The 13,040-nt window shown below is 41.2% G+C and carries 13 protein-coding genes; 10 read left to right on the top strand and 3 right to left on the bottom strand.

The window, feature by feature from the left end:
- Positions 1–13: 13 nt before the first annotated feature.
- The 5 genes from nadD (at position 14) to RQP50_RS16895 (ending at position 4,865) form a co-directional block, all read left to right on the top strand.
- The gene (gene nadD / locus RQP50_RS16915; protein WP_315746131.1) at positions 14–628 is read left to right on the top strand and encodes a nicotinate (nicotinamide) nucleotide adenylyltransferase; all 615 of its coding nucleotides are present in this window, start codon (positions 14–16) and stop codon (positions 626–628) included.
- 18 nt (positions 629–646) lie between these two features.
- A complete protein-coding gene (gene nadE, locus RQP50_RS16910) occupies positions 647–1,465 on the top strand; it encodes an ammonia-dependent NAD(+) synthetase (RefSeq protein WP_072729315.1) in 819 nt (272 codons plus the stop codon).
- Between the two features lie 579 nt (positions 1,466–2,044).
- On the top strand, positions 2,045–2,425 hold the full coding sequence (locus RQP50_RS16905) for a hypothetical protein (RefSeq protein ID WP_072729316.1): 381 nt from the start codon (positions 2,045–2,047) through the stop codon (positions 2,423–2,425).
- Between the two features lie 449 nt (positions 2,426–2,874).
- On the top strand, positions 2,875–4,335 hold the full coding sequence (locus tag RQP50_RS16900; RefSeq protein WP_315746130.1) for an alpha/beta hydrolase family protein: 1,461 nt from the start codon (positions 2,875–2,877) through the stop codon (positions 4,333–4,335).
- Between the two features lie 65 nt (positions 4,336–4,400).
- Complete coding sequence (locus tag RQP50_RS16895; protein ID WP_021252308.1) at positions 4,401–4,865, top strand: MarR family winged helix-turn-helix transcriptional regulator; 465 nt, start codon at positions 4,401–4,403, stop codon at positions 4,863–4,865.
- 361 nt (positions 4,866–5,226) lie between these two features.
- On the opposite strand, the gene RQP50_RS16890 is transcribed toward RQP50_RS16895, so the two are convergent.
- Entirely contained in the window at positions 5,227–6,345 is a 1,119-nt protein-coding gene (locus RQP50_RS16890) for an alpha/beta fold hydrolase (RefSeq protein ID WP_315746129.1), read from the bottom strand.
- 212 nt (positions 6,346–6,557) lie between these two features.
- On the opposite strand from RQP50_RS16890, the gene RQP50_RS16885 reads away from it, so the two are divergent.
- The 4 genes from RQP50_RS16885 to RQP50_RS16870 all read left to right on the top strand — a co-directional run bounded on the left by RQP50_RS16885 (position 6,558) and on the right by RQP50_RS16870 (position 9,886).
- Positions 6,558–6,881 (top strand): hypothetical protein, encoded by a 324-nt coding sequence (locus tag RQP50_RS16885; protein WP_315746128.1) that lies wholly within the window; start codon positions 6,558–6,560, stop codon positions 6,879–6,881.
- Positions 6,882–7,059: 178 nt separating this feature from the next.
- The gene (locus RQP50_RS16880; protein ID WP_072729320.1) at positions 7,060–7,242 is read left to right on the top strand and encodes a DUF4177 domain-containing protein; all 183 of its coding nucleotides are present in this window, start codon (positions 7,060–7,062) and stop codon (positions 7,240–7,242) included.
- Between the two features lie 224 nt (positions 7,243–7,466).
- On the top strand, positions 7,467–9,209 hold the full coding sequence (locus RQP50_RS16875; RefSeq protein ID WP_315746127.1) for a Rieske (2Fe-2S) protein: 1,743 nt from the start codon (positions 7,467–7,469) through the stop codon (positions 9,207–9,209).
- A gap of 143 nt (positions 9,210–9,352) precedes the next feature.
- Positions 9,353–9,886, top strand: coding sequence for a GNAT family N-acetyltransferase (locus RQP50_RS16870; RefSeq protein WP_174811080.1), 534 nt, complete (start codon positions 9,353–9,355; stop codon positions 9,884–9,886).
- 313 nt (positions 9,887–10,199) lie between these two features.
- Here RQP50_RS16870 and RQP50_RS16865 read toward each other — a convergent pair whose 3' ends face one another.
- Positions 10,200–11,153, bottom strand: coding sequence for an alpha/beta hydrolase (locus RQP50_RS16865; RefSeq protein WP_174811081.1), 954 nt, complete (start codon positions 11,151–11,153; stop codon positions 10,200–10,202).
- Between the two features lie 114 nt (positions 11,154–11,267).
- Here RQP50_RS16865 and RQP50_RS16860 point away from each other — a divergent pair, with 114 nt between their 5' ends.
- Positions 11,268–11,783 carry a TetR/AcrR family transcriptional regulator gene (locus RQP50_RS16860; RefSeq protein WP_315746126.1) on the top strand — a complete coding sequence of 172 codons (516 nt, stop codon included), beginning with the start codon at positions 11,268–11,270 and terminating at the stop codon, positions 11,781–11,783.
- Between the two features lie 231 nt (positions 11,784–12,014).
- On the opposite strand, the gene RQP50_RS16855 is transcribed toward RQP50_RS16860, so the two are convergent.
- Positions 12,015–13,022: an aldo/keto reductase gene (locus tag RQP50_RS16855; protein ID WP_315746125.1), complete on the bottom strand. Its 1,008-nt coding sequence runs from the start codon at positions 13,020–13,022 to the stop codon at positions 12,015–12,017.
- Positions 13,023–13,040 lie beyond the last annotated feature (18 nt).

The following is a 13,040-nucleotide window of genomic DNA, read 5'->3' as shown; positions in this document are numbered from 1 at the left end:
GAGGCTGGATGAGATGGCGAAGATCGGGATTTATGGTTCATCCTTTGATCCGATTACGAATGTCCATCTTTGGACAGCAAGCACCGTAGCGCATCGTTGCAAGCTAGATAAAGTAATATTCCTGCCTTGTTCCAGTAAGCGGCAAGATAAACAGTTGAACGTTTCGGATGAACATCGTATCAACATGGTTCGGATTGCGATTGAGGGCAACGACAAATTTGAAGTTGACGATTTTGAAATGAATCAACCTGGCTGGGAAATTGCCACGTACCAAACCTTGAAGCATTTTCGAGCGAAATATCCGAATGACGAAGTGTATTTCATCATGGGTGCTGATCTGCTCGTCGATATCGGTGAAGGGAAATGGAAGCGGGCAGAGGAACTAATTCGTGAAAATAAGTTCATTGTCATGGCAAGAGACGGCATCAATATGCTGTCGGCCATTAGCAAATCTCCAATTCTTCGGAATGCAGATGATGGCCACACGTTTCATTTGATCGACAAAGGGCTGGCAATGGAGATTAGCTCTAGTTATATCAGAGACGAATTCAAAATGGGCGGAGAGCCGCGCTACTTGGTTCCTGATCAGGTTTACGATTACATTCAAATCAATCACCTATACAAATAATGAAAGGGGAAGCGGGATATGAATAAGCAAATCGAAATCATGAACGCATTGCATGTAAACCGCACAATTGTGCCTGCGGAAGAAATTCGTAATCGGGTGAATTTCCTTAAGGAGTATTGCCGCACAACGGGAGCGAAGGGATTTGTGTTAGGAATTAGCGGTGGGCAGGATTCGACACTTGCTGGACGATTAACCCAATTAGCGGCTGAAGAGCTTCGTGCAGAAGGCTATGAAGCCAAATTTATTGCGATCCGTCTGCCTTATGGGACACAGCAAGATGAGGACGATGCTCAGCTTGCTTTGCAGTTTATTAAGCCTGATGATACGCTGACATTCAATATTGAGACTCCTGTAAATGCTATGGCAGAAGCATATAAGGGTGCTGACGGAAGGGCCCTTTCGGATTACCATAAAGGGAACGTGAAGGCAAGAATGCGTATGATTGCACAATATGCTGTGGCAGGCGAGCATCAATGCCTTGTTGTGGGAACCGATCATGCCGCAGAAGCAATCACTGGCTTCTATACCAAATTTGGTGATGGCGGAGCTGATATTCTCCCGCTGGCTGGACTGACGAAAGGTCAAGGGCGTGAACTCTTGATCGAGCTGCATGCACAGGAACGTCTATATCTGAAGACGCCAACAGCAGATCTTCTCGACAATAAGCCGCAACAAGCTGATGAAGCTGAGCTAGGTTTGGAATATGAGTTGTTGGATGAATATCTAGTCGGCAACGAGGTTGCTCCAGACGCGAAGGTGAATATTGAAACCCGCTACGCGGTGACACAACACAAACGGGAGCTGCCAGTAACCCCATTCGACCAATGGTGGAAATAAGGAAATAGACTACTGGGTCTATTAAGGTACGAGCCTCTTTTTCGAAAGGCGCTTTGATGTGAAAAAATGAAAGCTAGACTAGAAAATAAAGCGTTAGACTTAGTTAATTGTAGTAACGTAAATAGAGGATGGTTAGTTCAATATAGGAGCTAATCTCCTCTATTTTTTTTTATAAAAGAATTATTAACAATAGCTTAAAAATTTGTATAAATTATATATAGGTGTTTTCCGAGATACTCTGATTGCCCGCATGTGTGACTAACGAGGAACGATAGTTAATCAACTGCACCAAACACCTTTAGTTAGGATGGTTTATCAATCAGTATAAAGTTTCTGTCGTTGCCAAGTATTGAAATATTGAACACCTTGCTTCTAAGTTTCATGGTGAACCAGCTATGCCGCTACATTTGGAAATGTTGATTTTCCTATTCTAGATGTATAACCCAAAAATAGTAAAAAAATTCAGTGAATCATGTCATAACGCTCCCCTAGTTGGCAGCATGTTTGAATTGTAAAATGATACATAGAACAACATCCCAGATTCCTTTCCGCCTCAAAATTCTTTTGGGAGGTAATACTATGTTAAAAGAGCTTTCTGTTTCAATCCTTGCAGCAACTACGTTGTTCTCTGCTAGTTCTGGTGCAGTTCTTGCGGAGCCGCTTCAAGCCTCTGCTGTTGAGGCAAAAGCAGTGAGTCAAGCCGCAGAAAGGGTACTGGCCAAAATTGTATGGAACGACGTACCCGGTGCTGCTTGGTATGAGATTTCCATCAGGAATTTAGATACCGACCGGCAATATTTTAACAGGGAAAATAATGATAATAAGCATCTCACCTATGTGGACAGTGGTCATAAATACAGATTTTGGGTTGGTGCATTTGATAAAAATGGTAAATTGATAAAACAAGATAGCACAACTAAAAGAATAAATGATGATTCATGGATATCTCTTGAGTTGTAATCAACTCTAAAGTACAACTGAAATCGATTGATTTGGCAATTAAAAAAGAAAAATAAATAAGTTCAATCAACAAAAAAAAAGCAACGGGACATGGCCAAAATGTCTGTTGCTTTTTTTGCTTTAAAACTTAGTCTAGCGTGTGCGTGTAAGAGATTATGACTGCAAAAATGTCTCGACCACACTGAATGATTGCCGTTGTGAAAGTCTGCCGTATAAGGTGGTTTGGAAAACACAAGAAAATTTGAGCGTTATGGTGATCCAGATTCATGCGAATGGAATACGACCTCTATGTATCGGATTACGCCACGGTGGGCCATCGTGATTTTCCAGGTTGACGAACAGGAAATAAATAGATAATATTGAATTATAGTTTACTTTACTAAAGTAAACTAATTTGTAAGAGGGTTGCTTAGAAAGATTTACTTTATTTTAAAAAGGAGATGAAATGAGTGAGGTTGTTTGAAGGAGTTCTGATATTTGTTCATATCGCTTGGTTGTTTTCTTTTTCACTCAGGGCGGATGCCAAAATCAAAATAAGTGCCAATATAGCAGCATTCGCTCTGTTAACTCTTCATCTGGCAGCAGAAGGTTATCGCTGGCAGATGGCGGTGACCTATACTTTGTTTGTTGTTCTGACTGTAGTCACGTTTATGCTATATTTTCGAAGGAAAGATAAAACAGAGAACAGAAAAAAAAGGAAAGCACAAAAGCTTTTATACGCCTTGCTGCTCATTCTGTATGCGATCGGCAGCGTCGCTCCTGTAGCAATGATTCCCGTATTCCAGCTTCCCAAGCCAACTGGATCGTTCGAAGTGGGGATGAGCTCTAGACACTTGCTTGAAGAATCTCGAACGAACGCCGCTTTGCCGGAGCGAGTAGGAAAAGAGCTCATGATCCAAATATGGTATCCCGCCAAAATCAATGACGACATACAACCTATCCGTTACCAATCCTTTCCCTATGCAGAATGGGCAGGCACTATGGAATTTCTTTTTTCTACGCCCCGATTTATTTTTGACTATCTCAAGTATGGCCGAACCAACAGCATACAAGATATTGCCGTGTCCAATCTGCAAGACCGATACCCCATCCTGTTATTTTCCCATGGGTTTGGCAGCACGAGAATGCAAAGCTTTTCTCAAATGGAGGAACTGGCCAGCCATGGCTATATCGTTGTCAGTGTGGATCATATGATTGATGCGGCCTTTACGCAATTTCCCGATGGGCGGGAAGCCATGAGTAAAGCTGATGCTTATTCGTATTCCTTTACGATTGAAGATGAACGAAATGTGAGGGCAAGATCGGAAGATATGACGTATGTCCTCGATCAATTGACGCTATTGAATGAACGGGATCCAGAAGGTCTGTTCACCGGCAAACTGGACATGGAACGAATCGGTATTTTGGGGCACTCCTACGGGGGTTCAACCGCTGCTCAGTTGTTATTGGACGATGCAAGAATTTTGGCGGGGGTCAACATAGACGGCCCATTGCATGAACCGGTAGCAAGCAAAGGGCTCGACCGGCCATTTATGTTTATTTTGAATAAAGACTATCTGGATTTAGACGATGAGGAAATTAAATATACATCTATCACGCCAGAGCAATTCCGGCAATATCATAGTCAAATTAAAAAGCTTGCGGATCATCACTTTAGAGAGGGAATTAGGGCAGATACTTATCAACTTATTTTTAATGCCGGAGATCATTATTCTTTTTCCGATTTTCCATTTTTATCGCCGCTGTTGTCGAAGGGGATCGATATAGAAGAATTTCATCAAGTGATGAATCGCTACATTGTAGCTTACTTTAATCATTATGTTAAGAATGAAGAGCTTGATCCCTTGTTGTTGAAAGAGGAGCATGTAAATCAGTTTTATGACTATGAAGCGAATAAAAAGAAGAACTAGTATGATTTGACGAAATCGAAATACTTTTTTATGCTACAGGTAACTTTATTGATTGAGGTGCGGCGATGCAAGATTATCTTAAAATAGTAGAACAAATCAATCAAGCCTTTGAGCAATTCACGGCGATCGTTCAAAGGGAGGTAGCGGAAGCGAAACAACTGGAACATTTCCACCTGACCCCGCAGCAGGAGTTCATTATGTACTATATCGTCCGTAATGAGCCCGTAACGGCGAGACAAATCGCTTTATATTTGGATGTCTCGATGAGTGCCGTCAGCCACGTTATGCCCAAACTCGAGGAACAAAAAATGATCGTTCGCTGGACGAATCCGGAAAATAAAAGGGAAGCGCTGATCCGATTAGGGGAACGCGGTCTGGAATATTCCGCTTTGTTGCACCGAATCGATGAGTTGTTGGTAAGGGATTATTACTCCAAGGTGAGCATGGATGACCTCGAAGCGGTTCATAGTACTCTTCAGAAATTGGTCAAAATATCGAAAATGCAAGCAAAGAAACAGGAGGAGTTGTAGTAAGAACGTTATTGTTTCAAACAGTTGCCTCCTTCGGGGCAGGATGTCCGCCTGTTTATAGAATCAACATCAATCAGTCAATAGACTTTCATTGTAGCTAGGAAGCAGGGTTTAATGAACTTAAGGGTAAAAAACACATCTCACCGGAGAGTCATCTTGAACTCGTGGACGACATTTATTACGTAGACGAAGAATATTTTCAAAGGGACGATTCATTATATAGGTGTCATTCCTAATTTTCGTGGGAAAGGATTTATTAACGACTTGCTTTTAAGAGCAATTTTTTCTTAATCTGCATGATATGCTGCGTAGAAGCAGCCCTATATAAGGCAGCCTCATCCTACACTAGGTGAATCCGGCATTACTCTTGCAAAAATTTGATTATTTCGTTGAAAGCCAAATTGCGATGTCCTGCCTGGCAGTGCTGCTCGCCGCCTGTTTCCTTGGTGAACACCTTCGTCGTGATAGACGCCGCATTGCATAGTTCATTTTGAATTTGCGGCAGTCGGCTGATCGGAACATACTGGTCATTCTCTCCGGCCAGCAGCAATACATCTTGATTGATAAACGAGCCGATCCCGGCCATCGTATGCTTCTCGAAATTTTTGAGCATAGCGAACGGCGTTTTCTCGCCCGTGTTTTCCATTCCTTTTATGACTTTCCAGCTCAAATCGATGCTGTCCTTCATCATGTTTTCGATCATGGCATTAACTTGATCAGCTTCATTGGCATCCAAAAGCGTGCTTAGCTTGTTCCAGACATCTTCTGGCATTCGAATCTTCAATGCATCCAGACCGCTATAGAAAATATTGAACGCAATCACTTTATCGATCCGCTTCTCAAAAGCGGCGGCCCTCATCGCCAAATAACCGCCCCATGAAGCTCCCAAGATGCTTACGCGATCGATCTTAAAGTAATCGATAACCGCTGCAAGCGGCTTTTCCCAGTTATGAATGAATTTCAAGCCGTTTTTAAGTGCCGTACCTTGTCCCGAACCGTCAAAGACAATAATATGATAGTTAATTCTTTTTATGAAGTTCATCATCTTAACCATTTCTTCCATGTATGAATCATATCCGCCAAATACGAGCAGCGTTTGCTTGGCGCCGGGCGTTACCAATTTAATCGCTGGCAGATAGGAATGTTCATACGGAATTTGATAGGACTTATAGTCAAAATCATGGAAACCTTTGTAGAAAGTCTCGCGGTATTTTTGATACATATTCTCTTTGGCCGGATTCGACGGATTCAGATAAAACTCAGCAGCCTGATAATAGACGGAAGCCAGATCATAATCCTGGCGTTCTTCCCGCATAACCGCATATTCCAGCCAAGATTCATACCAGCTGTTCATATCCTTCAATCTTGGAATTATTCCTTGCAAATCGCTGTTTGCCCGTTCGTCTTCCTGATAAAAATCATTTAAAAAACGGTTGATTTGCAAATTGAATTGTTCATTGGCAACATATTGTGTAAACATACAATCCCTCCTTTGCGTTGTTACAAGGCCATCTTATTGGAAGGGGCTTCACCCAGCAACAAGCAAAAAAGTTCATTGCGTACGAAATCGAACGATATGTACGCCAATCCACTTTTTACAGCCATTTTGTCGATAAATACGATCTTCTGGAGAAACTTGTTCAACAGCATGCAGCTTCATTCGAGCAAGAAATATTGCGGCGTTTTGACTCCATGAAACATGACAATGTGGCTGAAGTTATCGAAATGATCGTCGAACAAACGGTTAAGCAAAATACCGTAATTTCCACACTGTTAAACGTACATGTACATTCGGCGGATTTGCATGTGGAATTCGAGAAGATTTTATATCAAACTTGTTTATCCTTTCTGGGAAAGGAACTTACGGCACCAGCTGTATCAATAGAATATCTGGCCCGCTTGTATGCGGCAAACGCCATGGTATTGTTGCACTGGACTTTACAACATGGCAAGGATGAACATGCGATTGACCTTGCTTATCAAATGCAAAAGTTTATTTTTGACCGAATTTCATAAGTGAAAATATGAGATGTAGACTACATTAACCATTTAATGAAACATATTTTATGCTGTTAAACGACTCAAAGGTACCCTTGTTTGTGAACAGCAATGTAAAAAAATGAAAGTACTAGACTGAAAAATAAAGTGTTAGACTGAGTATATCAAGCAGGGGGCTCACGAGGAGGATACATACATGTATACGTATCATTTTGAGAAAGTAAAGATTGGGTTGTCGTCGCAAAAAAACGTAGAAACTAAGGTGCAAGAGATCATCCACAAACATGCTAAGGACGGCTGGCGCTTAGTTCAAGTTATCCCACCATATCATGGAGCGTGTACTCTGAGTTTCGAAATCATCTTTGAGAAAAAAGCATAAATAGCTAAGAGGGAAATAGATTATCGCTGTTCGATAGTCTATTTTTTTTTATATATTGAAGAATTCCAGCCAACAGATGGTGAGAATTCCATTAGGGAAAAAGGTTATGACCTAAGGCATAGAAAAAATAATATCGACTTTCAAAACAAATATGTTTCAAAAGTGTTGGAAATAAGATATCCTAAATATGGGAGTCATCTGATATTGAAAATGGAGGCGTTTTCATGAATGGTTGGATTCAGGCTGGTACGGTAGATGAGCTGAGAGAACGGGGATCGAAGCTAATCAAGGGTGGCATCGTTGTTTTTTATCACGAGGATAGAGTGCATGCGCTTGACAACCGGTGCCCTCACCTTGGTTTTCCGCTTCACATGGGAAGTGTGTGCAATGGAATTTTGACATGTCATTGGCATCATGCGCGGTTTGACGTATGCAGTGGAGGAACGCTTGACCCTTGGGCGGATGATGTACCTGTGCACGATATAACCGTTAATGACGGATTCATTTGGGTCAACCCGAATTCCCGGAACGGCAATCAAGTTCAACGGTATAAAGACCGACTTCTGAGTGGTATTGAGCAAAATATCGGACTTGTCATCGCCAAAGCTGTAGTCGGATTAATAGAAGCTGGCGTTCCTGAGACGGAAATCGCTGCAATCGGGATCGAAATAGGAGTCAAACAACGCAGGCAAGGGTGGGGATCTGGATTAACGATCCTGACCGCGATGGTCAACATCCTACCTAAGCTTGATAAACAAGGTCGAATTCTTGCGTTATTTCAAGGCTTGCTACATACGGCACGCGACTTTGCCAGAAGTGGAACCCGCTTCTTGCTCGATTCACTCCCTAATACGGGCGTTTCCGAAGAACGGTTAACAGAATGGTATCGTGATTGCATCGAAGTTCGGGATACGCAAGGCGCGGAAAGGGTGCTGCTGACCCTCGTGAAGGCAGGGGCGGATGAGAAGCGATTATTCTCAATGATGAGCATGGCGGCAACGGATCACTTCTATATTAACGGAGGCCATACACTGGATTTTCATAATAAAGCATTTGAGAGTTTGAAGTATGTCGGGCAAGAGCAGCGTAATTATGTCCTTGCTTCACTCGTTCCGATGTTTGGAAGCGCATCTCGAAGCGAAGAGCTTCATAGCTGGCAGTCTCCGATCAATTTGGTTCAGCCATTAAAAGAAGCGTTCGAGGAGCTATCTAATAAGGGGATTGCATCTGATAGCAGGGAGGAATCTGGCATCGATGAAGAGGAGCTGCTCCTAGCTCTACTCGGAGACGATCCGCTCAGGACGGTTAGCATGCTGAAGGAAGCTCTACTCAATGGCGCCTCTCCGGTTCGAATCTCGCAAATTGCCACATTGGCAGCGGCTGAACGGGTTGTCCGGTTTCATATGCAAAACGATTTCGGAGACTGGATTTCGGTGCTGCACACGTTTACGCACGCTCACGCTGTTCACGAAGGTTTGATCCGTTCCGCCGACCCATGGTTGGTTCGTGGGATTTTTCATACAGCAGCTACGATTTACCTTGATCGGTTTTTGAACATCCCTGCGGCTCCGAGACCGTCTGCAACTGGTAAGACCAAGGAAGTGCCGCAGCCCGCCGAGCTGCTTGAGATTCTCGACAAGCAGCAACAGGTGGCGCCGGCAGCGGAATGGGTAATCCGGTATCTGCGCAGCGGCGGGAAGCCGGAGCCTTTATTTAATGTATTGGGGCATGCGCTGCTTCGAGAGGATGCGGAATTCCACTCCTTCCAGATGTACGAGGCGGCCGTAGCAGAATATGACCGCTGGGCTTCCGAGTCGGGAACGTTCGCAGAGAAAGCCCGTGAAACACTGATTCTTGCGGTTACCCGTTATTTAGCGGCGCATGCTCCTACCTCACGTGAGACTCCTCATACGGCGACAATCGCATGGAGGCTCCATCGAGGAGAGAAATTGTTCGAAGAAGAATGAGTGTTAGACTGACCCGAATATAAAGCCATCGGCAGCCTTAGACCGGATCAATAAAGTTCTATACTGCCGATGGTTTATTGAACTAAGATAACTATAACTGTAGCGAGGAAGCAGTTTCATTGAACCTAAGGAGGAATTGATACGTGTCTTCAAGCTATGAGAAAATTGCCTTTGTCTGGACTGAACCAAAGGAAAAGGTAGTGGTGCCAGATCGCTGCGAATTTACAAAAGTAATCCCGGAATTAGAAAACACGTTTATAGAGATTATTAGTCAAGTGGTTGTAGGTTCTTTAGATAGAGCGGATAAAAAACACATCACACCGGAGAGTCATCTTGAACTCGTAGAGGACATTTGTAACGTAGACGAAGACTACTTTCAATACGAAAAAGAATGGTGGGAACTGGCCTACTATAATGGAGAAATTGTAGGAGTTATCCAGCCTGTTGTATTTAAGGGTTGTGAGAAGAATGGATTAATGGAAGGGACGATACATTATATAGGTGTCATTCCTAAGTTCCGTGGAAAAGGATTTATTAATGATTTGCTTTTAAGGTCAACAAGAGTATTGCAAGAACTTGGAGTTTGGAGAATTTTTGCCGATACAGATGTGGAAAATATCCCGATGCGGAATGCTTTTGAGAAAGCAGGATACGAAAGAATAAAAAATGATACATAAAGGGGATGATGTAACAATGACAGGACTGAATCCAAATGATAGATTCAATACCTGGGGATAAAAATCTGCAGTTTATTAAGAACAAGATTACACAACCCAATGTTATTGCAGGGATTACTCAAACTATTATCCTCTAGTGCTGAACATAGCTTGGAGTCCAGCACGTGCTCGGTCAAAGCCAATATGACATCGAGGATACATAGGCCGATTCGGTTGGAGCAATGGTATACGTCCTGAGAACCATCTTCACGAATACCAACTGCAATATACACGGCCTCTTTGGAGACCGTTTCATGTTAATTTGAATATAGTACTAGAATTCCTTTATTTTATTACTGTGTGAAAAAATAGAACTATTCAAAGAATTTACAATTAAATTAAAGGTGTCAGATCTTGTCCACTGGGGAAAATGGGCGGTGTCTTTTATACTGAAATAGACTTTAGGAGATGTAATACTTCGATAAAAATCAGAAACTATTTCGGAGGAAGCATGATAATCATACTCCCCTTCGATAAAAGCTATTGGAACCCTAAAATTTTTATAAGCAGAAAAATCAATTTCTGATACTTCGTGCCATAGCTTAACTATGGACTGCTCAGAACCTTTTAGTCGTTTTACACAATCCATTAATGAATAGTTTCTGGAAAAAATAAAATAGCGATATAATGAAAAATACGTACTTTTTCCATAAAGAGAAACACCTTGCTTGATTAGTTGACTCATAAAAAACATTAGATCAGAATACCAATTATCTTGATTAAACTTTGTGTTTAGAGAAGAAATTCTGTATTTAAGACGATGATTATCAATATGATTTACAATGTATTCCTTACTTTTTTTAAACATTTTTTGCGAACAAATAACTTGTCCAACTCCAATATAAAAATGTATCAATTCGGGATACGAAATAATGAATTTCATTCCAATAATGCTTCCCCATGAATGTCCCATTAAGCATATTTTCTCTTTTTTGAATTCAACAAGTAGTTTTTCAATTAAGACCTTCAAGTCAAGAACAAAATCATTAATAGTAATATGTTCATCTTCTCTAAACCTATAGTATGACTTCCCAGCACCCCTTTGCTCCCAAATGATTAAAGTATAGTTTTCGGATAAATCTGAATTAAAATGCTCAACAAGAGGTAATGCTGCATCACCAGGTCCGCCATGTAAATATATTAAAATAGGATTATCCAAATTAGTACTTACTACTTGAACATATTGGTTAACACCATTTATGGTATACCATTTGCTGTAATTATACATTTTATCTCCCTACCTTCGTTGACACAGATGTGTCATATAAGTATAGTCTACATATGAAATAATTGATTTGCAATCAATGGAAACACATTGATAGAAGGTGTGTCAGGAGAAAAAATGGGGAAAAAAGAAGATATAATTAATGGTCTATTTTCTGTGATGGAAAAATATGAATTTACACTAATCACTGTTACCCAAATAACGCAGGAAGCTAGCGTAGGAAGAAAAACCTTTTATAGATATTTTAAGAATAAAGAAGAAGTGCTTGAAGAATCTATAAATTTATTATTCTTAGAGTATTCCTCCTTTCAAGAAAATTATTTTTCTTCTACATATGAAGTGCTAATTCATAATCATTTTTTATTTTGGAGTAATCATTTAACATTTCTTAAACTTATGTATAACAACGAATTAATGTTATATATTTTTCGGCAATATAAAAGGTATGTTCCTAAGCTTAATAAAAATTATTTAACTGACAAAGAATTTAATCATATCACTGCAATTTATGCAAATGCGTTTACTACTGGCATATTTTGGTCAATGCTTTACACATGGATAGAGAATGGAGCAAAAGAATCTCCCGCTGAATTAGCAAGTATATGTATACAGTTTTTACAAAATAGAGTATAAGAAAACTAAAAGTATCATTCAACGAAATATTTAGCGATCTATCGAGAGAAAGTCTTGAAACGGTAGCGTCAAGAATTTTGTGTAAATGAAGTCAATGGGAAAACGACGAGGGAAAATATCTCTCAATGACCAAAATAGAAATTGAAAAGTGAACTCGTGGCATTACTGCTTACGGGGCAAAAAAAGGAGTGTCTCAACGTGCCAATTTCGACGTTAAGACACTCCTTTTTATTACACGTTGATTGGTAATGGTGCATCAGGTGCTAACAGTTGTTGTTCGCGTACTTCTTCCCAGAACGCTGCCGGGATTATAGTGTTCAATGCAGCTTTGTCTTCCGCAATTCGCTCAGGTCGACTAGCACCAGGAATGACAGCAGCAACTGCCGGATTAGCTAGTGAAAATTGTAAAGCAGCAGCCTTGATGCTGATTTGATATCGATCTGCAATACTCTTGATCTTTTCGACTTTTGCCATAATTTCTGGAGATGCTTTTTGATATTCGAAGTGGGTACCTCCAGCAAGAACACCAGAGCTATATGGGCCACCGACGACAATGTCCATATTATTTTTTATAGCTGCATGCATTACCCGTTGCAGCGCACGCTCGTGGTCTAATAATGTGTACCGACCAGCTAACAAGGATACATCTGGCTTCACTTCTTCCAATTCCAGCATGAGTTTGATTGGTTCTACTCGGTTTACGCCGAGTCCCCAACCTTTAATGACTCCTTCTTCACGTAAACGAGAAAGCGCACGGAATGCCCCTGTTCGGGCAGTTTCAAAATGCGAAATCCACATATCGCCGTAAAAGTCCTGCGCTACATCATGAATATATACAAAATCGATACGATCTGTTTGTAGACGTTTCAAGCTATCCTCGACAGAACGAAGAGTTGCATCCGCGCTATAGTCATTGATGATTTTATTCTTACGGCCGAATTCGAAAATCCCGCTTTTTTCGCCAGAATCACGTGCAGCTGGGTCTTCTAGTTCATCCGAGATGATTCGACCTACTTTGGTGCTTATCACGTAATCATCCCGATTTTTGTTCGATAGTGCTTCGCCAAGGCGAATCTCTGCTAAGCCTGCTCCATAAGAGGGGGCTGTATCAAAGTAACGAGTGCCACTCTCCCAAGCAGCCTCTATAGTTGCTATAGCTTCTTCTTCTGAAATATTACGGTACATATTACCTAGTGGTGCCGAACCAAAACCAAGTTTACCTTGCAGTATATTTCTCATTTAAGGTAGCCTCCTTAT

Origin of the sequence: Paenibacillus suaedae, assembly GCF_032337355.1 — a bacterium.
In the GTDB taxonomy this organism is placed as follows: Bacteria; Bacillota; Bacilli; order Paenibacillales; family Paenibacillaceae; genus Paenibacillus_B; species Paenibacillus_B suaedae.
Note: the sequence above shows the minus strand (reverse complement) of the source record. Positions and strands in the feature narration are given on the sequence as shown.